Here is a 21,717-nt window from a genome sequence, read left to right on the forward strand (position 1 = left end):
GACGGGCGGGTGCCCGTCACTCCTTCTCGATGGTGACCTTGCTGGGCTTGGCGCTGCGCTCGTCGGTGGTCGGCTTGGTGGGTCGCTTGCCGTTCTCACCGGTGCTAGTGATCTTGGTGGGCTTGGCGCCCCGGCCACCCTCGCCCGGAACGGCGGCCACGGTCGGCTCCCCGTCCACCCCGGCGCTCGCCGTCCCACCGTCCACGGTGGTCATCGGCTCGGCCACCGGCCGCGTCGTGGACTGCCCGGACTCCTCCGCGCCCGCATTCACCGGCTGCCTGGTGTCGGCGGGGTCCGTCTTCAGCCCGGTGCCCGTACCCGACCCGGAGGCCGCGCCGGCGGCAACGCTCACGCCGTCGTCCCCACCATCGGGCCCGCCTCCGCTCGCGCCGTTCTCCGCGGCCGGCGCAGTCGGGCCGTCGATCGGGCCGGTGACGCTCTGCAACCGCTGCTCGGACATCTGACGCTGGAACTCGTCGGACTCCTGCCGGGCTTTCCAGGTTTCCTGCCGCAGATCCGCGAGCTGCTGCTGGGCCTGGGCGATCTCCAGCATCACGTGGGCCAACTGCTGCCGGCCCGCCGCCGACTCCTGCTGGGTCGCCGCCAGGTGCTGCTGGGTGGTGGCCAGGTGCTGCTGCGTGGTGGCCGCGTACTCCTCGAACTGCCGCCGCGATGCCGCGACATGCTCGTCGGCCTCGCGGCGCTTGTCGCCGGCCTCCGTCTCGGCCCGGCTCAGCAGCTCAGCGGCCTCCGCCTCGGACCGCTGGCGCAGCGCTGCCGCATCCTGCTCGGCCGCCTGACGGACGCCGGCCGCGCCCTGCTCGATCTCGTTCTTGCGAGCGGTGTACTCGGTCTCCAGCTCGTTCTTCCGCGTGGAGTACTCGGTCTCCAGCTCGTCCCTGCGGCTCGTGAAGCCACTCTCCAGCTCCTGCTGACGGCCGGCGAACCCGGCCTCCAGTTCCTGCTGACGCGACGTGTGCTGCTTGTCCAACTCGTCGCGGCGCTTCGCGAACTCCCGCTCGGCGGTGGACTGTCGCTGCGCCAACTCCCGATCGGCCGCTTCCCGCCGGGAGTTGACCTCCTGCTCCACCCCGGCCCGCCACGCGCCCAGCTCCTGCTGGGTCTGCGCCCGGGTGTGCTGCACGTACGCCTCGGTCTCGGTGCGCATCCGCTGCACGTACGCCTCGGTGTCGGCGCGGCTGCGCTTCGTCGACTCGGTGGCCTGCGTCGTCAGCCGCTCGGCCTCCTGCTGCGCCTTGGCGCGAGTGGCCCGGCCGGCCATCGACGCGTCGTCGATGATCTGCTTGGCCTCCTGCTGCGCCTTGGCGTGGGTGGCCCGCCCGGCCTCGGTCGCGGTGTCGGTGAGCCGCTTGGCCTCCTGGAGGGCCTTGGCGTGCACCTCCTTCGCGGCATCGCGCAGATCGCTGGCCTCCTGCCGGGCGTTGGCCAACGTCTCGCGGGCCGTCTCGCGCAGCTTGGTGGCCTCCTGCTGGGCCCGGGTGTGGATCTCCTTGGCGGAGTCCCGTAGCTGGGTGGCCTCCTGCTGGGCCTTCGCCAGCGCGTCCTGCGCAGCCTTGCGCAGCTGCGCCGACTCGTCCTTGGCCGACCGCAGGGTCGCCTCGGCCTCGGCCCTCCGGGCGGAGCTGTGCCGCTCCTCCTCCGCGCGTCGGGCGGCGAGGGCGATCTCGAAGTCCTTCAGAGCCCGCGCGGCCTGCTCGCGGGCCTCCTCGATGATGTGCTCGGCCGCGGCACGACGGGCCTCGATCTCACCGCTCGCGTCGGTGAGGATCTGCTCGGCCTGCTCCTCGGCGAGAGTGAGGATCGACTCGACCCGCGGGCCGAGATGCCGGAACGACGCCCGGTCGACCACGTTCATCTGCTTGCGCACCTGGGTCAGGTCGCGCTGGAGAACCTCGACCTGGCCGGCGAGCTTGTGGATCTGTGTGTACGCCTGTTCCCGTTCGGAGGCGAGGGTCGCGATCTCGTGCTCAGCACGCGCGACATAACGGTCGACCTGTTTCTTCTCGTACCCCCGCAGAGCGGACTCGAAGCTGGGCTCCGTCGTCACGTCCCCGCCGAGCGCGAACAGTTCCTCGCCGTGCGACATGCCCCCATCCTCACACGCAACGGGCCCTGCTGGGGCGATACGGACGGGCCTTGTGGGAGCTACTTCACTCTGTTGCGGTTGGCGGATACCACCGGTGAGGAAACGGATACGGCGCGAGGTGGCACCGGTTACCCGGTGTCACCTCGCGCCGTCGATGCCCCGACCTGACGCCTCGCGTCAGCCGGCGGTCTCCGCGGGCACCCGCTCCTGACCGCCCTCGGTCTTCTTGGCGTCCGGCTTGGCAGCCGGAGCGGCCTGCGCCGGCATTCCCGGAACGATGCCGGCGAGCCCGGAGAGCATCTGACCCAGCTGCGACGTGACCGCGTCCTTCTGCCGGGTGAGGTCATCGACCTCGCGGCGGGCGGCCTGCGTGGTCAGCTCCGCCTCGGTGCGAGCCTCGGTGAGCAGACGCTGCGACTCGGCCTTCGCCTCGTTGAGGGTCTTCTCCGAGTGGGCCTTTGCCTTGTCGACCGTCTCGGCGGCGTTGCGCTCCGACTCGACCCGCCGCGCCTCGGCGCGCTGCTCGATCTCCTTGGCCCGCTCCTGCGCGGCCCGCGCACGCTGCTCGGCCTCGCTGACCATCTTCTGGGTCTGCGAGACCTGGGCGGCGTGGCGCTCGGACTCCTCGCGCTCGGCCTTCTCCCGCCGCTCGGCCAGCTGGAGCTCCAGGGCCTGCAGGTCCTTGTCGCGCTTGTCCCGCGCGTCGGTGAGCAGCTTGGTCGCCTCGGCGCGCTTCTCCTCAGCCTCCCGGGCGGCCTTCGCCCGCTGCTGGGTGATCTCCCGCTCGGCGGTGGCCCGGAGGGTGGCGACCTCCCGCTCGACAGTCGACTTCAGCTCCGCCACCTCGTGTGCGGTGACCGTACGCAGCTGCTTGGTCTCACGGTCGGCGTCGGCGCGCAGCGTGTCAGCCTCGCGACGGGCCTGCACCCGGACCTCGGCGGCCTCGCGCTCGGCGGCCGTGCGCAGGTTGCCCGCCTCGCGCTCGGCGCTCGCCTTCATGGCCGCGGCCTCGGCACGGGCCTTGTCGGTGATCTCACGGGCCTCGAGGCGGGCGGCGGAGAGGATGCCCTCCGACTCGCGCTTGGCCTCGTTGCGGTGGTCGTTGGCCTGCTCCTCGGCGAGCCGGAGGATCTGCTCAACGCGAGTGCCGAGCCCGGAGAGGGTGGGCCGGCTGTTCTCTTCGAGCTGCTTGTTCGTGTCGGTGAGCTTCTGCTCCAGCGCACTCATGCGCTGCTCGGCCTGGCGGAGCCGACGCTGGGCGTCGTTCATCCGCTGCTCGGCCTCGGCACGGGCCTGCTCGGACTGGGTCAGCGCGGCGGTCATCCGGCCGAGGAAGTCGTCGACCTGATGGGTGTTGTATCCGCGCAGGCCAACGGTGAAATCTGGCTGCGAGTTCGCGTTATCGAAGAACGCGAGAGGGGAGGACTGCTGCTGGGGCATTGGGACATACTGGCAGACGCCCCAGGGTGCTTCGCAAGAGCGGTGGGAAGCTTTCGTGCCCTCTTTACATGGTCAACTCCCGCGATCGGCGAGGTTGGACCAATCGGCGATCTTGGCAGGTCCCGGCGGGTCGGACGACACGCAGCGTGACGCGGAAAAGGGCCCCGGGGTTACCCCGAGGCCCTTTGTTCGATCCGGGTGGGTTATCCGCTAATGGGGGCGGAAGAACAATGAGCGATCGGCGCAATGGTCATCCAGCGTTCCACCGTCCGGCCGGGACCCGCCCCGGCGGTGCCGGTCAGTGCCCCGGAACCGGCGGTGCCGGTCAGTGCCCCCGGAACCGGTTGATCGCGTCCTCGTGTCGGGCCCGCAACTCTCCGTCGCGTACGCCCAGCCCGTCGGTGGGTGCAAGGCAGCGCACGCCGACCTTGCCCTGGTGGGCGTTGCGGTGCACCTCGTACGCGGCGTGGCCGGTCTGCTCCAGGGGGTAGGTGCGGGACACCGTCGGGTGCACCTTGCCGAGCGCGACCAGGCGGTTGGCCTGCCACGCCTCGTGGTAGTTGGCGAAGTGGCTGCCGACGATCCGCTTGAGGTGCATCCACAGGTAGCGGTTGTCGTACTGGTGCTGGAAACCGCTGGTGGAGGCGCAGGTGACGATGGTCCCGCCGCGCCGGGCCACGTAGACGCTGGCGCCGAAGGTTTCCCGACCCGGGTGCTCGAACACGATGTCCGGGTCCTCGCCGCTGGTCAGCTCGCGGATCCGCTCGCCGAAGCGCCGCCACTCGTCCGGGTCCTGTGTCTCCTCGTCCTTCCAGAAGCGGAAGCCCTCGGCGGCCCGGTCGATGACCAGTTCCGCGCCCATCCGGCGGCACAGCTCGGCCTTCTCCGGTGAGGACACCACACAGACCGGGATCGCCCCGCCGTTGAGCGCCATCTGCGTGGCGTACCCGCCGAGGCCCCCGGAGGCGCCCCAGATCAGCACCACGTCGCCCTGCTTCATGTTGGCGCCGTGGTGCGAGACGAGCTGCCGGTACGCGGTGGAGTTGACCAGCCCGGGGCTGGCCGCCTCCTCCCAGCTCAGGTGCCGCGGCTTGGGCATCAGCTGGTTGGCCTTGACCACGGCCAGCTCGGCCAGCCCGCCGAAGTTGGTCTCGAAACCCCAGATCCGCTGCTGCGGGTCGAGCATTGTGTCGTCGTGCCCGGCCGCGTCCTCCAACTCGACGGAGAGGCAGTGCGCGACCACCTCGTCGCCGGGCGCCCAGCGGGTCACCCCGGGGCCGGTGCGCAGCACCACGCCCGCCGCGTCCGAGCCGACCACGTGGTACGGCAGGTCGTGTCGGCGGGTCAGCTCGGAGACCCGGCCGTAGCGCTCCAGGAACCTGAAGGTGGGCAGCGGCTCGAAGATGCTGGTCCACACCGTGTTGTAGTTGATCGCGCTGGCCATCACCGCGACCAGCGCCTCGCCCGGCGCCAGCTCCGGCGTCGGCACCTCCTGCACGTGCAGGGCCTTGCGCGGGTCCTTGTCCCGGGTGGCCATGCCGTCGAACATCCGGGACTCCTCGGCGCGGACCACCACGCCCCGGTAGCTCTCCGGTACGGGCAGCCCGGCGACGCCGGCGAGTTCGCGGTCCGGATCGTTCGATTCCTCCGCCGCCATGATCGCTTCGAGGATGTCCTGCACGGTGACCTCCGGTTCGTCCGCACCCGCACGGGCCCGGGTGCTGCCATCGTCGGCGCCGGTGGGCACGACCGCCATGTCGGCATTCGACACATCCGGCACCGGTCGCGCTCCTGTGGGGCCGGACGTTACTGAACGGTAGCTAGGCCGGGAAGTCCTCTGTGAAAAACTGCATCCGCCGATGCGTGAAGGTGTCCGACCACCCCGCCAACCGCGCACTGACGTGCGCGGTTGGCGGTCAGTGGGGAGTGGGGGCGGGTTGGACCAGTTCGATGAGGACGCCGCCGGCGTCCTTGGGGTGGACGAAGTTGATCCGGCTGTCCGCGGTGCCACGCCTCGGAGCGTCGTAGAGGAGCCGCATGCCGCGCTCGCGCAGCGCCGCGCAGGCCGCGTCGATGTCCACCACGGTGTACGCGACCTGCTGCACGCCCGGCCCGTTGCGGTCCAGGAACTTCGCGATCGTCGACTCCGGGGTGAGCGGGGCGAGCAACTGCACGCAGCCGCCCTCGGTGGTCGGCCCGACGGCCAGCATCGCTTCCCGAACGCCCTGCTCGACGTTGGTCTCGACGTGTACGCATCGCATGCCGAACGTCCGCTGGTAGAAGTCGATCGCGGCGTCCAGGTCGGCCACGGCGATCCCGACGTGGTCAATCTTGCGAAGCCCGATGTCTGTGACGTAGTCCGCACCGGGCTCGACGGGGGAGTTCTCTGCCATGGCGCTAGTCTGGCCGAACAATCGTTAAGGCGTACAGCTCGGCACCCCCCTCGGAGGCAGGCATGGCTTCGGTGATCGTCAGCGGCGCGCGGACCCCGATGGGCCGGCTGCTGGGCAACCTCAAGGACCTCCCGGCCACGAAGCTCGGCGGGATCGCCATCAAGGCGGCGCTGGAGCGTGCCGGCGTCAGCCCGGACCAGGTCCAGTACGTGATCATGGGGCAGGTGTTGCAGGCCGGCGCCGGTCAGATCCCGGCTCGGCAGGCGGCGGTCGAGGCCGGCGTGCCGATGTCCGTGCCGGCGCTGACCATCAACAAGGTCTGCCTCTCCGGCCTGGACGCGATCGCCCTGGCCGACCAGCTGATCCGCGCCGGCGAGTTCGACATCGTGGTGGCCGGCGGCATGGAGTCGATGACCAACGCCCCGCACCTGCTGATGGGCCAGCGCACCGGCTACAAGTACGGCGACGTGGTGGTCAAGGACCACATGGCGCACGACGGGCTCAGCGACGCCTGGGACTGCTGCTCGATGGGCGAGTCGACCGAGCGGCTCGGCGCCAAGCACGGCATCTCCCGCGCGGAGCAGGACGCCTTCGCCGCCGCCAGCCACCAGCGGGCCGCCGCCGCGCAGAAGAACGGTCACTTCGCCGACGAGATCGCCCCGGTGGTCATCCCGCAGCGCAAGGGTGACCCGCTGGTGATCAGCGAGGACGAGGGCATTCGCCCGGACACCACCGTCGAGTCGCTGGCCAAGCTCCGCCCCGCCTTCGCCAAGGACGGCACCATCACCGCCGGCAGCTCCTCGCCGATCTCCGACGGCGCCGCCGCGGTGCTCGTGATGAGCAAGGCCAAGGCGAAGGAGCTGGGGCTGACCTGGCTGGCCGAGATCGGTGCGCACGGCAACGTGGCGGGCCCGGACAACTCCCTGCACTCGCAGCCGTCCAACGCCATCAATCACGCCCTGAAGAAGGGCGGACTGAGCGTGGCGGACCTGGACCTCATCGAGATCAACGAGGCGTTCGCACAGGTCGGTGTCCAGTCCACCCGGGACCTGGGGGTCGACCCGGACAAGGTCAACGTCAACGGCGGCGCGATCGCGCTGGGCCACCCGATCGGCATGTCCGGCGCGCGACTCGTACTCACCCTCGCCCTGGAGCTGAAGCGACGCGGCGGTGGCACCGGCGCGGCGGCGCTCTGTGGCGGCGGCGGCCAGGGCGACGCGCTGATCATCCACGTGCCGGGAAATGCCGCGGCCAGCCAGTGAGCGCGAGGAGCGAGCCGGTTTTGCGAGCCCCGCAGTCGCGAACAAAGATGACACAGTGAGCGGGGCTGAGCACGTTCCGGTTGCGGGCACCACGTCGGTGCGCCGCAGCCGGGACGTACCGCTGCTGGTCGAGCGGGCCCGCGCGGGCGACCCCCGTGCGGTGGCCCGCCTGATCACGTTGGTGGAGAACGGTGACGCGCTGTTGCCGGCGGTCGCCGCGGCGCTGGCGCCGTACGCCGGGCAGGCCCAGGTGGTCGGGCTGACCGGTTCACCCGGGGTGGGCAAGTCGACCACCACGAACGAGCTGGTCCGCGCGCTGCGGGCGCAGGGGCACCGGGTCGGAGTGCTGGCGGTCGACCCGTCCAGCCCGTTCACCGGCGGGGCGATCCTCGGCGACCGGGTGCGGATGCAGGACCACGCCACCGATCCGGGTGTCTACATCCGGTCGATGTCCAGCCGGGGGCACCTCGGCGGGCTGGCCGCGGCGACGCCGCAGGCGGTCCGGGTGCTGGAGGGCGCCGGCTGCGACGTGGTGCTGGTGGAGACCGTCGGCGTCGGGCAGGCCGAGGTGGAGGTCGCGTCGCTCGCCGACACGACGCTGGTGCTGCTCGCGCCCGGGATGGGCGACGCGATCCAGGCGGTCAAGGCCGGCATCCTGGAGATCGCCGACGTGTTCGTGATCAACAAGGCGGACCGGGACGGCGTCGACGCCACCGTCCGTGACATCCAGGGCATGATCGCTCTCGGTGAGCGCGGGCCGGGGCAGTGGCGTCCGCAGGTGGTCCGGTCGGTCGCCGCGCGCGGCGAGGGCATCGACGACATCGCCGCCGCCATCGACAAGCACCGCGGCTGGCTGGTCGAACACGGCGAGCTGCGCCGCCGGCAGGAAGCGCGGGCCGCCGCCGAGATCGAGGCGATCGCGCTCGGCACCCTCCGCGCCCGGATCGGCTCACTGCGCGACGGTACGGAGTTGACCACGCTCGCCACCAGGGTTGCCGAGGGTACGACCGATCCGTACACGGCGGCTGAGGAGTTGCTCGCCCAGCTCGCCCGCTGACCTGGAAAGTGCGGCGGGGCCGGCACCGACGATCGGCGACGGCCCCGCGCCTGCGGGTCTAGATCACCTAGCCGCAGTGGCCCCAGGGGCTGGTCCAGTAAGTGCCACGGCTGAGACCGCCGAACCGGACGCACTGTCCGCCGCTGTCGGCTCGGATCGGCCCCGCGTAGTACCCGAAGCGCCCCTCATCGATGCCGCCCCGGCCGTCCTCGATGTCGAGGTACGCGCCGACCTTGGTCGACGTGCCTCGGTCCGCGGTCTTGATGGTGACCACACAGTTCCAGCCACCACCGCTGGACTTGTAGAGCAGGTACGTGGTCGCGCCGGGTAGCCCGTGACTGTCGATGACGTAGTACCCGGAGCCGCACAGGGCGCTGGGCGACTCGGCCGCCTGCGCCGGCGCGGCCGCGGCGAGCAGCGCGCCGACCGACAGGGTCACCGCCGTGGCGAGACTCAACAACTTTCTGCGCATCAAACAGACCTCACTTGCGTAGCGGCGAAACGTCCATTGTGGAGTGCCCCGATCATCAGCCTGAATGGTCCGATTGCCGCCAGTGCGCGGGGACTCCACGTCAGTACGTCGTGGTGACGCGGTGCTTTGGTTGCCCGCAAGCCGAAGGTCACTCCGATTCTTTAGTAGGCTCGCGGCGCGTGGTCGCCGTACGGTCGGCCACGCGAGCGGGCTGACGAGCCAGTCGGTCCACAATGCGCCGGGACCAGGGGAGATGTGATCATGACGGACGCGGTGGAGAACGCCGGTGCAGTGCAGGCCGCGACGGGCGCGGCCCGGGGTGTCACGTCGGTTTCCGACGAGGTCGTGGAGAAGATCGCCGGCACGGCCGCTCGTGCCGTGCCCGGTGTCGCCGATCTCGGCGGTGATGTCTCCCGGTTCTTCAACAGCGTGCTGGACAAGATCGGCCTGGACGAGGTGGGCGACGCTCGGCGGGGCATCTCGGCCGACGTGAAGGGCAGTTCCGCCGTGATCAACGTGGTCCTGGTGATCGACGCCGGGCACGTCGTGGCCGACGTGACCGAGGCGGTGCGGGCCGCGGTGATCGAGGCAGTGGAGAAGTACGGTCTGACGGTCACCCAGGTCAACGTCACTGTGGACGACATCGAGCTGAACCAGCCGGGAGCGGCAGCCGGAGCCTGAGGCATAGCGGCAAGGATCGGGGAGCGACTGTGGACCTGGAAGCAACGCACGAGCTGACCAGGGCGTCGGTGCCGGCTGGTGGGACGACGGAGGTCGCCGACGAGGTGATCGAGAAGATCGTCGTCGCGGCGGCCCGCGCGGTGCCCGGCGTGGCCGATCTGGGCGGGGACGTCGCCCGGTTCTTCAACGCGGTTCTCGACCGGGTCGGGCTGGACCAGGTGGGTGACGCCCGGCGGGGTTGCTCGGCCCACGTGACCGGGGACGCCGCAGTGGTCAACCTGGTGTTGGTGATTGAGGCAGGTCGGCCGGTGCCGGAGATCACCGGTCAGGTACGCGCCCAGGTGACGGAGGCGGTCGAGGCGTACGGGCTGCGGGTCGACGAGGTCAACATCCGGGTCGACGACGTGGCGATGGGCGGACCAGCGGCGGCTGTTACCTCCCAGTAGGGCGTGACTTAGCGATCGTTCAGGTAGGGGCCTTACACTCGACGTGCAGTCGAGGACCCGAGGAGGAGCCCTGCTCATGGACGCCGACGAGATCGACGCCGGACGGGCGCGCTGGCAGGCCCGGTACGACGCCGCGCGCAAGCGGGACGCGGACTTCACCACGCTCTCCGGGACGCCGGTGGACCCGGTGTACGGGCCGCCGGAGGGGGCCACCTATCCGGGCTTCGAACGGATCGGCTGGCCGGGCGAGTATCCGTACACCAGGGGTTTGTATCCGACCGGCTACCGCGGGCGGACCTGGACGATCCGGCAGTTCGCCGGCTTCGGCAACGCCCAGCAGACCAACGAGCGCTACAAGATGATCCTCGGCGCCGGAGGCGGCGGCCTCTCGGTGGCGTTCGACATGCCGACCCTGATGGGTCGCGACTCGGACGACCCGCAGGCGCTCGGCGAGGTCGGCCACTGCGGCGTGGCCATCGACACCGCCACCGACATGCAGGCGCTCTTCGACGGCATCGACCTGGCCGGCGTCACCACCTCGATGACCATCTCCGGCCCGGCCGTGCCGGTGTTCTGCATGTACCTGGTCGCCGCCGAGCGGCAGGGCGCCGACCTGTCCAAGCTGGACGGCACCCTGCAGACCGACATCTTCAAGGAGTACATCGCGCAGAAGGAGTGGCTCTTCGACCCGGAGCCGCACCTGCGCCTGATCGGCGACCTGATGGAGTACTGCGCCCGGGAGATCCCGCGCTACAAGCCGCTGTCGGTCTCCGGCTACCACATCCGTGAGGCCGGGTCGACCGCCGCGCAGGAGCTGGCGTACACCCTGGCGGACGGTTTCGGCTACGTCGAGCTGGGTCTCTCGCGTGGGCTGGACGTGAACGTCTTCGCGCCGGGGCTGAGCTTCTTCTTCGACTCGCACCTCGACTTCTTCGAGGAGATCGCCAAGTTCCGGGCCGCCCGCCGGATCTGGGCCCGCTGGCTGCGCGACGTCTATGGCGCTACCAGCGAGAAGGCACTGTGGCTGCGGTTCCACACGCAGACCGCCGGGGTGTCGCTGACCGCGCAGCAGCCGGTCAACAACGTGGTACGCACCGCGGTCGAGGCCCTCGCGGCGGTGCTCGGCGGCACGAACTCGCTGCACACCAACGCGCTGGACGAGACCCTGGCGCTGCCCACCGACGAGTCGGCCGAGATCGCCCTGCGTACCCAGCAGGTGCTGATGGAGGAGACCGGTGTGGTCAACGTGGCCGACCCGCTCGGTGGCTCCTGGTACGTGGAAGCGCTGACCGACAAGATCGAGGCCGAGGCGGAGGAGATCTTCGCCCGGATCCGGCAGCTCGGCGGGGACGGACCGCACCAGATCGGTCCGATGACCTCGGGCATCCTGCGCGGTATCGAGGACGGCTGGTTCACCGGGCACATCGCCGAGTCGGCCTTCGTCTACCAGCAGGCCCTCGAGAAGGGCGACAAGAAGATCGTCGGGGTCAACTGCCACACCGGCACCGTCGCCAAGGAACTGGAGATCCTGCGCATCTCGCACGAGGTGGAGCTGGAGCAGCGCCGGGTGCTCGCCGACCGCAAGAGCGCCAGGGACGAGTCGGCGGTCCGCGCCGCGGTGACCCGGATGATCGAGGCGAGCCGCACCGACGAGAACATGATCCCCGCCATGCTCGACGCGGTCCGCGCCGAGGCGACCCTGGGCGAGATCTGCGACGCCCTGCGCGCCGAGTGGGGCACCTACCGAGAACCAGCCCGCTTCTAACCCCACCCCCACCCCGTCGATCTTGCAGTTTCTGCGACGACATAAGGCGTAAATGTGGCGTACCGGCGACAGAATGTGCAAGATCGCGGGGGGTGGGGGCGGGGCGTGAGAGTTGCAACGTCGGGGTTGCGGGTGAGCTGAGATCGGGGGCTCACGTGCGAGACTAGGTAACCATGAGCGACCCACGGATCACCTCGTCGATCTTCACCCGCGGCGCGGTCGACCTCAGCACGCTGCGTGGCCCCGCACCAGCCGCTACCCGCCCCGGCACGCCCCCGCAGGGCGGCCCGTCCAACGGCGCCCCCGGCGCGCCCACCGCCGGCGGTGACACCGCCATCGTGGACGTCACCGAGGCGACCATCCAGTCCGACGTGCTCGAACGCTCGATGGCCACGCCCGTCGTCGTGTTCTTCGGCGCGGCCGGCTTCCCGGAGAGCGACGAGTTCGCCCCGGTCCTGGAGCGGCTGAACGCCGAGAGCGGCGGCACCTGGGTGCTGGCCCGGGTCGACGTGCAGGAAAATCCCCGCATCGCCCAGATGTTCCGGGTTCAGGGCATTCCCATGGTCTACGCGGTCGTCGGCGGCCAGCCGGTCGACGCCTTCTCCGGAGTGGTGCCCGAGGCACAGCTGCGGCAGTGGCTCCAGGCCGTGCTCAAGGCCGGCGGCGTGGCCGTCGCCGAGCCGGAGGACCCCCGCCTCGACGAGGCGGACGACGCGCTGATGAGCGGCGATCTGGACGCCGCCGAGCAGGCGTACCGCAAGATCCTGGCCGATGCCCCGGCGGACGCCGCGGCCACGGCGGGGCTGGCCCAGGTCGGGGTGGCCCGCCGCGTGGCCGGCGCCGACCCGTCCACGGCGCTGGCCACCGCCGAGAGCGCCCCCGACGACGTCGACGCCCAACTGCTGGCCGCCGACATCGAGGTGCTCAGCGGCCTGGCCGAGCAGGCGTACGCGCGGCTCGTCGGTCTGGTCCGGCGCACCTCCGGTGAGGATCGCGAGACGGTACGCCAGCACCTGGTCTCGCTCTTCTCCATCGCCGGCCCGGACGACCCGGCTGTCGCCTCGGCGCGTCGGGCCCTGGCCAGCGCCCTGTTCTGAGTTCGTAGCACGCCAGCGCGGGCCGGCGTTCCGGCCGGCCCGCCCGACCACCGAGGACGGGAGCTCATGATGCGCCGGATCGCCGTCCTCGACGCGCCGACAAATCTCGGTCTGCGGCCGCCGACGCCCACGTCGGTCCCGGGTTGCGCCAAGGCGCCCGGGGCGCTGCGCGACCACGACCTGCTGGCCCGGCTCCGCGCCCGCGACGCCGGCTGCGTCACCCCCGCCCGGTACGACCCGGGCGACTGGCGGCCCGGCGACGGGGTGTGCCACGCCCGAGAGATCGCCGACTACTCGCTGGCCCTCGCCGAACGCATCGGCTCGATCATCGACCGGGGCGAGTTCCCGGTGGTGCTGGGCGGCGACTGCTCCGTGCTGCTCGGCTCGGCCCTGGCCATGCACCGCCTCGGTGAGGCCGTCGGCGGGCGGATCGGGCTCGTCTTCGTCGACGGGCACTCCGACTTCCGGCACCCCGGCAACGCCTCCTACGTCGGGGCTGCCGCCGGTGAGGACCTGGCCCTGGTCACCGGGCGCGGGCAGGCCGACCTGGCCGCGCTGGAGGGTCGCCGGCCCTACTTCCGCGACATCGACGTGGTGGTGCTCGGCATCCGCGCGCAGGACGAATACCGGCTCGACCTCCAGGCCGCCGGGATCACCACCCGACCGGTGCCGGCGCTCCGTGCCGAAGGCGCCGCCCGGACGGCCCAGTGGGCGCACGAACAGCTCGCCGACTGCGCGGGCTACTGGGTGCACATCGACGTGGACGTCCTCGACCCCGCGGTGATGCCAGCCGTGGACGCCCCCGACCCGGGTGGAATCGCCTTTGCCGAGCTGGAGATCCTGCTCGCCGGCCTGGTCGACACCCCGCACTGCCTCGGCGTGGAGCTGACCGTCTTCGACCCCGACTACGACCCGGACGGCTCGTACGCGGCCGAGATCGTCAACACCGTGGTCGCCGGTCTGGCGCCGGTGAGCGCTCCGGAAGCCGTACCACCCCGACTGCTGTCGGCTCGGCCGACGCCCTCCCCCCGGCGCGGTGGCGGCCGGGCCCCGGCCGCCACCGAACGACCCGACCGCTCCCAGCGGCTCGACGGGCTGGACCGTGCCGAGCGCCGCGAGCAGCGCGATGGGCTCGACGGGCTGGACCGTGGCGAGCGGTTCGATGGGCTCGACGACGCCGAGCGGCTGGATGCGATGCCGAGCGCGACCGATGGCGAGGAGTCGTTCGTCGACGTTTCCCCGTGGGACCCGTCCGTCGACGCCGGTTCGCCCGCGGAGGTCGGATCCTCCGATGTGGGGTCTGCCGGCGTCGCGTCCTCAGGCTTCGGGCCTGCCGGCGTGGGTTCTTCCGACGGCCGTCCCCTGCTGGGCGTGGTGCCCCGCGACAACGTCGCCGAGACCGAGCCAGCCGTCACCAATGGTCAGGCCCGCTCCGAGCAGTCGGGCGTCGCAGCGGACATCGCGGCCACTGTCGAGCGGGAGCCGGTCGGCCCACCCGCGTCGGCCGGCCCGGGCCTGCTCCGGCGAGCTTCCCTGCCGGCGCAGAACCCCACGGACCACCACAAAGCCGACACGGCCTGACCCATCCCGCCGCGCGGATGTCAGGAAGGCGGGAGGGCGCGGAGGAAGCGCTCGGCGATCGGGACGGCCGAGGCGGTGCTGGCCCCGCCCTTCTCCACGAAGACGGCGAACGCCACATCGCCCCGCCAGCCGACGAACCAGGCGTGGGTGTGCGCCGGGTTGTCGTCGTACTCGGCGGTGCCGGTCTTGCCGTACACCTCGCCCGGAACGTCCTTGAGCGCGCTGCCGGTGCCGGTGGTGACCACCTCGCGCATCATCGTGCGCAGCGCCGCCACGGACTCCGGCTTGAGCTGCTCGCCCGCCGGGGCCGGCTTGGCCGGCGCAGGGTCGGTCAGCAGCTTCGGCTGCTCGAAGCGGCCGCGGGCGACGGCGGCGGTGGCACCGGCCATGGCCAGCGGGCTGACCAGCGTGGTGCCCTGCCCGAACGATGCGGCGGCCTGCTCGGCCAGGCTGCCGCCCGTCGAGACCTTGCCGGTGAAGGCGTCAGTGCCAAGGTCCCATTGACCCTCCAGGCCCAGCGAGCGGCCGGCGGCGGCCAGCCCGTCACCGCCGAGCTTCGGCGCCAGCGCGGCGAACGCGGTGTTGCAGGACTTGGCGAAGTCGGTGCGGAACGGCACCGAGCCGAGCTCGAAGTTGTCCGAGTTCTTGAAGGACCGGCCGTCCACGGTGAAGGTCTTCTTGCAGTCCACCGGCCCGTCCAGGGTGACCGCGCCCCGGTCCAGGAGGCCCAGGGTGCTGACCATCTTGAACGTGGAGCCCGGAGGCACCTGGGCGTCGAAGGCCAGATTCTCCCCGGCCGGGCCGGGGCCGTTCGCCGCGGCGAGCACGGCGCCGTCGCTGATCCGGAGCGCCACCACCGCGGACCGGCGCGACTCGGCGCGCAGTGCCCCGTCGGCCGCGTTCTGGACGGCGACGTCCAGCGTGGTCTTCAACGCCTGGCCAGGCTGCGGCTCCCGGCGGAACAGTTCGGTGCCGGTCGGTTCGAGTTTGCCGCCCTCGGCCGGCCGCTCGACCACCACGGTCAGCCCGGGGCCGCCGCGCAGTCGCTCGTCGTAGCGGCCCTGCAGCCCGCCGTGGCCGACCAGGTCGCCGACGACGTACCGGTCGGGGTGTGCGGCGATGTCGTCGGCCTGCGCCGGGTCGACCGAGCCGAGCAGCGCACGGGCGAACTCGCGGGTCGGCGCCAGGTCGATCTTGTCGGAGACGAACTTGGTGCCGGGCAGGTCGTAGATCCGGGGTTTGATCTGCCGGTACGCCTCCTCGCGGAGCGACACCACCTCGACGAAGGCACCCGGCTCGGCCTTGGTCACCCGCTCGGGCAGGTCGGCCAGGTCGACGCCGGGGACCAACGCCGGGCGGATGGCCTTGAACGCCGCGTCGAGATCCTTGACGAGCTTCTTGAGGTCGGTGACCCCGTTGGGCTGCACACCCACCCGGACCACCGGGCGCGGGGTCACGAGCGGCTTCCCGGCGTTGTCCAGCACCCCGGCGCGGGCGCCGGCGTCGCGGCGCAGCGCCAACCGGTCACCCTTGGCGAGCTGCTCGTGCACCACCTTCGGCTCCCAGATCACCTGCCACTGGTCGTCGCCGCCGTGCGCGAGCCGCACCTCCCGGTCGTACGCCCAGCGGGTCTGACCGGGCAGGGTCCACTCCACCTGGACGGTAGTGGTCGCGATGTCCTTCGTGATCTTCGGCTCGCCGCGACGCGTCAGCGTCGGCGGGGTGGCCGCCAGCTCACCGGAGAGGTCCTTGATCTCGCGAGCCACGTCGGCCGACGGCAGTTTCGAGCCGAGCGGGTCGATCAGACCGACCGACTGGAGGTCACCGCTGCGCCAGCCCGCGAGGAAGGCGTCGACGCTGCGTTGCGGCCCGTCGTCGGCCGAGCAACCGACCAGGACGCCCGCCGCGAGAAGCGTCGTGCTGACGGCGGCGGCCACGCGGCGGGCAAGGTTCGGCCGGTGGGGCCGGGGGTACGACAAGGGCATGAAGCTGGTCCTTCCGATCTCGGACTGCCCCCGCACGGTAGTACGCGAACGTCGTCCCCAACGTCCCCCAGGTGCGTGGCCGCGCTCAAAGACGGGCCAGGCCGGTGTGATGAACATCGCGTGGCGGGGTATCCCGCAGCCGGCCAACCTCGGACCCGCAACGGGTGAAAGGACAAAGTCCCGATCCGGACGTCTGGCCAGTGGTCCGCCGACGAAGGCGCACAACGGCAGGGCCTAGGCTGGGCGGCAGAGTGACCCACAACGCGGTGGGTCGAGGGGAGTGGCACCGATGGACCGGCGTCCGGCGATCAAACCGGAACCCGACCTCCGGCAGGATGACTCCGGCCGGGACGACGACAGCTTCGATTCGGCGACCGACGGGGACGGCTACGGCCGGCTCGACACGGGCGTCACGGGGCTGACCGGGTCGAGCATCGACACCATCTACGATCTGGGCCTGCCGACTGAGGCGTTGGCCGACGACGTGGAGGACGCCGAGCTCGACGAACCCGTCCCCAACGCGGAGCGCCTGGTGGCCCAGGCCGTCGCGCTCGCGGGGGACGACCATGACGCGGCGACACTTGTCGGCCGTTTCTGGCGGTTCGCCCCGGACGAGGAGCTGGTCGGCTTCACGGCGGAGGAGATGCTCGACGCGGCCCGGGCACACCGGGACCTCGCCCAGCAACGGGTGCCCGGCGAGTTGAAGCTGCGGATCCACGAACCGCACGCGGACCAGCACCACACTGTCGTCGAGATCGTCACGGACGACATGCCGTTCCTGGTCGACTCGGTGACGGCGCTGCTCAACTCGTACCACCTCGACGTGCACCTGTTGGTGCACCCACTGGTGGTGGTGCGGCGTGAGCCGCTGGGCCGGCTCACCGAGGTCTCCGCGGATGTGGAACCGGACGACGCGATCTCCGGCGACATCATCGAGAGCTGGATGCGGATCGAGATCGACCCGGTCCGGGACGCGGCCGAGCGGGACCGGCTGCGCGGCGAGTTGCAGCGGGTGCTCACCGACGTGCGGGAGGCGGTGGAGGACTGGCCGAAGATGCGTCAGCGTGCCCTCGCGCTCGCCGACGAGCTGGCCTCGGCCCGTACCTCCGACAACCGCCCACCGGTGCCGGAGAAGGACATCACCGACTCGGTGGAGCTGCTGCGCTGGCTCGCCCAGGATCACTTCACCTTCCTCGGTTACCGGGAGTACCGGCTGGTGGACGCCACCGGCGGCGACGCCGCCGATCCGGTCGACGGCAAGGCGTTGGAGGCGGTGCTCGGCACCGGTCTGGGCATCCTGCGCTCCGACTCGCCGGACGCGCGGTCGCTGTCCTCGATGACGCCCGAAGCGCACGAGAAGGTGCTGGAGAAGCGCCTGCTCATCATCACCAAGGCCAACTCCCGTGCCACAGTGCACCGCTCGGCGTACCTGGACTACATCGGCTTCAAGATCTTCAACTCCGCCGGCGACGTGATCGGTGAGCGGCGTTTCCTGGGCCTGTTCTCGACGGCCGCCTACCGGACCAGCGTCCGCGAGCTGCCGGTGGTGCGCCGCAAGGTGGCCGAGGTGCTGGACCGCTCCGGCCTGAGCCAGCGCAGCCACTCGGGCAAGGACCTGATCCAGATCCTGGAGACCTACCCGCGCGACGAGCTGTTCCAGATCAAGACCGACGACCTGTACCACGCGGTGGTCGGCGTGCTGCGGATGGCCGGACGCCGGCAGCTGCGGGTGTTCCTGCGGCGGGACGCGTACGGGCGGTTCATCTCCTGCCTGATCTACCTGCCCCGGGACCGGTTCACCACGCAGAACCGGCTGCGCATGCAGGACATCCTGCTACGTGAGCTGAACGGCGTCGGGGTGGATTACACCACCCGGGTCACCGAGTCGATGCTGGCTCGGGTGCACTTCATCGTCCGTACCGACCCGACGCGGCCGCCCGGCGACATCGACGCCGACCTGCTGGCCGAGGAGTTGGCCGACGCCACCCGGCTCTGGGACGACGACTACCGGTTGGTGCTGGAACGCAAGCTCGGCGACGAGCAGGCCAAGCACCTGTTCACCAGGTACGCCGACGCGTTCCCCGAGGGCTACAAGGACGGGCACACGCCGTACGAGGCGATGAAGGACCTGGCGAAGCTGGAGCTGCTGGAGGAGCCCGGCCAGCTGGAGATGCACCTGTTCCGCAAGCAGTTGGCGCCCCGGCCCGGCACCCGGGTTCCGGGTGGGGACCTCGCCGAGGCGATGGACGTCCGGTTCAAGGTCTACCGGTACGGCGAGCCGATGATGCTCTCCGCGGTGCTGCCGGTGTTGCACTCGCTCGGCGTACGGGTGGTCGACGAGCACCCGTACGAGGTGGACCGGATCGACGGTCGGGTCTACCTGTACGACTTCGGCCTCATGCTGCCCGAGGGGCATCACGAGCTGGCCGAGGTGCGCCCGCACGTGGAGAACGCCTTCGCGGCGGCCTGGCGCGGCGAGGCCGAGGTGGACCGGTTCAACGAGCTGGTGCTGCGCGGCGGGCTGACCTGGCGGCAGGTGGTGGTGCTGCGCGCGTACGCGAAGTATCTCCGGCAGGCCGGCACGGTCTTCTCGCAGGACTACATGGAGCAGACCTTCGTCGCGTACCCGAAGCTCGCCGCGTTGCTGGTGGAGCTCTTCGAGACCCGGTTCGCGCCGGGCGAGTCGAGCACCGAGCAGCGGCAGCAGCGCAGCGGTGAGCTGGTGGAGACGATCCGGGGCGCGCTGGACGACGTGGCGAGCCTCGACCAGGATCGGATCCTGCGCTCGTACCTGACGCTGATCGAGGCGACCCTGCGGACCAGCTTCTACCAGAAGCGCGCCGACGGGCGGCCGAAGGCGTACGTGGCGTTCAAGCTCGACCCGCAGGCCATCCCGGACCTGCCGGCGCCGCGACCGAAGTTCGAGATCTTCGTCTACTCGCCCCGGTTCGAGGGTGTGCACCTGCGGTTCGGGCCGGTGGCCCGGGGCGGGTTGCGCTGGTCCGACCGTCGGGAGGACTTCCGTACCGAGGTGCTGGGCCTGGTCAAGGCGCAGATGGTGAAGAACACAGTGATCGTGCCGGTCGGCGCCAAGGGCGGCTTCGTGTTGAAGCAGAAGCCGGGTGACCGGGACGAGGCGGTCGCCTGCTACCAGGAGTTCGTCGGCGCGATGCTGGACGTCACCGACAACATCGTCAGCGGGCAGATCGTGCCGCCGGAGGACGTGGTCCGGCACGACGGCGACGACCCGTACCTGGTGGTGGCGGCCGACAAGGGCACCGCGACGTTCTCCGACATCGCCAACGAGATCTCCAAGGCCCACAACTTCTGGATGGGCGACGCGTTCGCGTCCGGCGGATCCGCCGGCTACGACCACAAGAAGATGGGCATCACCGCCCGGGGCGCCTGGGAGTCGGTCAAGCGGCACTTCCGGGAGCTGGGCCTGGACACCCAGACCCAGGACTTCACTGTGGTCGGCGTCGGTGACATGTCCGGCGACGTGTTCGGCAACGGGATGCTGCTCTCCGAGCACATCCGGCTGGTGGCCGCCTTCGACCACCGGCACATCTTCCTCGACCCGGAGCCGGACGCCGCCACCTCGTACGCGGAGCGCCGACGGCTGTTCGACCTGCCCCGTTCCTCCTGGGAGGACTACAACCCGGAGCTGATCTCGGCAGGTGGGGGCATCTTCGCGCGTACCGCGAAGTCCATCCCGATCACGCCGCAGGTCCGGGCGGCGATCGGCCTGGACGACGACGTCACGCAGATGTCGCCGCAGGACCTGATGAAGGCGATCGTCACCGCCCCGGTGGACCTGTTCTGGAACGGCGGCATCGGCACCTACGTCAAGGCCTCCACCCAGACCAACGCAGAGGTGGGCGACAAGTCCAACGACGCGATCCGGGTGGACGGGCGCAGCCTGCGCTGCCGGGTGGCGGGCGAGGGCGGCAACCTGGGCTGGACCCAGCTCGGCCGGATCGAGTACGCGTTGACCGGTGGCCGGATCTACACGGACTTCATCGACAACGCGGCCGGGGTGGACACCTCCGACCACGAGGTGAACATCAAGATCCTGCTCAACACGGCGGTGGCCGACGGGGAGCTGACCACGGCGGACCGGGACGAGCTGCTGGCCGGGATGACCGACGAGGTCGCGGAGCTGGTGCTGCGGGACAACTACGACCAGGCTCGGGCGATCAACAACGCCCAGGCCCAGGCAGCCTCGCTGCTCCCGGTGCACCGCCGGATGATCAACGAGTTGGAGCGTTCGGGCGGGTTGGACCGGGCGCTGGAGGCGCTGCCGCCGGACGAGGAGTTGGCGGTCCGCGGCGAATCCGGCCTGACCGCGCCGGAGTTCGCGGTGCTGCTCGCGTACGTGAAGATCGTCCTGGAGCGGGAGATCCTCACCGAGGGGTTGGCCGACGAGGAGTGGACGACCGACGTCCTGGTCAACTACTTCCCGACGCCGATGCGCGAACGGTTCGCCGACCGGATGGGCCGGCACCGCCTGCGCCGCGACATCGTCACCACAGTGCTGGTCAACGAGGCGATCAACCGGGGTGGCATCTCGTTCATCTTCCGGGTGGTCGAGGAGACGGCGGCCAGCGCGGCAGACGTGATCCGGGCGTACGTGGTGGTCAGCGAGGTGTTCGGCCTGCGTGACCTGTGGGACGCGGTCGAGGCGTTGGACAACAAGGTGGCGCCGGAGCTGCAGACCAGTGTCTACCTGGACACCCGTCGGCTGCTCGACCGGGCGGTGCGGTGGTTGGTCTCCAACCGGCGCTCGCCGATCGACGTGCCGGCCGAGATCGCCCGGCTGCGGGACGGCGTCACCCGGCTGCTGCCTGGGCTGGAAGACCTGTTCTACGGCAACGAGCGCCAGGGCATCGCCGCGCACATGGACTCGATGACCGAGCGTGGGCTGCCCCGCGAGCTGGCCGAGCGGGCGACCCGCCTGATGTACAGCTTCGGCCTGATGGACGTGGTGGAGACCGCGAACGCCAGCGGGCGGGACGTCAGCGAGGTGGCCTCGGTCTACTTCGTGCTGTCCGACCTGTTCCGGGTGGACTCGCTGCTGTCGAAGATCTCCCTGCTGCCGCGGGAGGACCGCTGGCAGACGCTGGCTCGGATGGCGCTGCGGTACGACCTGTACGCCGCGCTGGCCGCGCTCACCGCGGAGGTGCTCGACTCCACCCCGGGTGACCTGCCGCCGCACGAGCGGGTGCAGCAGTGGGAGCAGTCGAACGCCACGTCCATCCACCGCGCCCGGCGGGCGATGGGGGAGTTCGACGAGTCGCGGGCGGATCTCGCCGCCCTGTCGGTGCTGCTACGCCAGATCCGCACCCTGGTACGGACCTCCGCGGCCGCCTGAGTCAGGTACGCCGGACGCGGTCCGGCCGGTCGGGGTGACCCGACCGGCCGGACCGCGTTT

Annotated in this window: 13 protein-coding genes and 1 pseudogene; 8 read left to right on the forward strand and 6 right to left on the reverse strand. The window is 70.9% G+C overall.

Features of this window, described 5'->3' with window-relative positions; genetic code table 11:
• Positions 1-16 precede the first annotated feature (16 nt).
• The 4 genes from IW248_RS31220 to mce all read right to left on the reverse strand — a co-directional run bounded on the left by IW248_RS31220 (position 17) and on the right by mce (position 5,940).
• Positions 17-2,107 (reverse strand): coiled-coil domain-containing protein, encoded by a 2,091-nt coding sequence (locus tag IW248_RS31220; RefSeq protein ID WP_196929762.1) that lies wholly within the window; start codon positions 2,105-2,107, stop codon positions 17-19.
• 177 nt (positions 2,108-2,284) lie between these two features.
• Positions 2,285-3,547, reverse strand: coding sequence for a DivIVA domain-containing protein (locus IW248_RS31225; protein ID WP_196929763.1), 1,263 nt, complete (start codon positions 3,545-3,547; stop codon positions 2,285-2,287).
• Between the two features lie 325 nt (positions 3,548-3,872).
• Positions 3,873-5,228: a crotonyl-CoA carboxylase/reductase gene (gene ccrA / locus IW248_RS31230; protein WP_196930440.1), complete on the reverse strand. Its 1,356-nt coding sequence runs from the start codon at positions 5,226-5,228 to the stop codon at positions 3,873-3,875.
• Positions 5,229-5,463: 235 nt separating this feature from the next.
• Positions 5,464-5,940 carry a methylmalonyl-CoA epimerase gene (gene mce, locus IW248_RS31235; protein ID WP_196929764.1) on the reverse strand — a complete coding sequence of 159 codons (477 nt, stop codon included), beginning with the start codon at positions 5,938-5,940 and terminating at the stop codon, positions 5,464-5,466.
• A gap of 62 nt (positions 5,941-6,002) precedes the next feature.
• Between mce and IW248_RS31240 the strand changes: the two genes are divergently transcribed.
• Positions 6,003-7,202 (forward strand): acetyl-CoA C-acetyltransferase, encoded by a 1,200-nt coding sequence (locus IW248_RS31240; protein ID WP_124821223.1) that lies wholly within the window; start codon positions 6,003-6,005, stop codon positions 7,200-7,202.
• Positions 7,203-7,257: 55 nt separating this feature from the next.
• Positions 7,258-8,259 (forward strand): methylmalonyl Co-A mutase-associated GTPase MeaB, encoded by a 1,002-nt coding sequence (gene meaB / locus IW248_RS31245; RefSeq protein ID WP_196929765.1) that lies wholly within the window; start codon positions 7,258-7,260, stop codon positions 8,257-8,259.
• A gap of 67 nt (positions 8,260-8,326) precedes the next feature.
• Here meaB and IW248_RS31250 read toward each other — a convergent pair whose 3' ends face one another.
• Positions 8,327-8,731, reverse strand: coding sequence for an acetyltransferase (locus IW248_RS31250; protein ID WP_124821225.1), 405 nt, complete (start codon positions 8,729-8,731; stop codon positions 8,327-8,329).
• A gap of 261 nt (positions 8,732-8,992) precedes the next feature.
• On the opposite strand from IW248_RS31250, the gene IW248_RS31255 reads away from it, so the two are divergent.
• The 5 genes and pseudogenes from IW248_RS31255 to IW248_RS33335 all read left to right on the forward strand — a co-directional run.
• Positions 8,993-9,412 (forward strand): Asp23/Gls24 family envelope stress response protein, encoded by a 420-nt coding sequence (locus tag IW248_RS31255; RefSeq protein ID WP_196929766.1) that lies wholly within the window; start codon positions 8,993-8,995, stop codon positions 9,410-9,412.
• A gap of 29 nt (positions 9,413-9,441) precedes the next feature.
• On the forward strand, positions 9,442-9,858 hold the full coding sequence (locus IW248_RS31260) for an Asp23/Gls24 family envelope stress response protein (protein ID WP_196929767.1): 417 nt from the start codon (positions 9,442-9,444) through the stop codon (positions 9,856-9,858).
• 76 nt (positions 9,859-9,934) lie between these two features.
• Positions 9,935-11,623 carry a coenzyme B12-dependent isobutyryl-CoA mutase large subunit gene (gene icmA, locus IW248_RS31265; protein ID WP_196929768.1) on the forward strand — a complete coding sequence of 563 codons (1,689 nt, stop codon included), beginning with the start codon at positions 9,935-9,937 and terminating at the stop codon, positions 11,621-11,623.
• 173 nt (positions 11,624-11,796) lie between these two features.
• A complete protein-coding gene (locus tag IW248_RS31270) occupies positions 11,797-12,720 on the forward strand; it encodes a tetratricopeptide repeat protein (protein ID WP_196929769.1) in 924 nt (307 codons plus the stop codon).
• Positions 12,721-12,786: 66 nt separating this feature from the next.
• Positions 12,787-13,753, forward strand: a pseudogene (locus tag IW248_RS33335) (arginase family protein); the annotation flags it as partial.
• 568 nt (positions 13,754-14,321) lie between these two features.
• Here the strand turns inward: IW248_RS33335 and IW248_RS31280 are convergent.
• A complete protein-coding gene (locus tag IW248_RS31280; protein WP_196929771.1) occupies positions 14,322-16,286 on the reverse strand; it encodes a penicillin-binding transpeptidase domain-containing protein in 1,965 nt (654 codons plus the stop codon).
• Positions 16,287-16,575: 289 nt separating this feature from the next.
• Here IW248_RS31280 and IW248_RS31285 point away from each other — a divergent pair, with 289 nt between their 5' ends.
• A complete protein-coding gene (locus tag IW248_RS31285; protein ID WP_196929772.1) occupies positions 16,576-21,657 on the forward strand; it encodes an NAD-glutamate dehydrogenase in 5,082 nt (1,693 codons plus the stop codon).
• Positions 21,658-21,717: the final 60 nt, after the last annotated feature.

This window comes from Micromonospora ureilytica, assembly GCF_015751765.1.
Classification (GTDB): Bacteria; Actinomycetota; Actinomycetes; order Mycobacteriales; family Micromonosporaceae; genus Micromonospora; species Micromonospora ureilytica.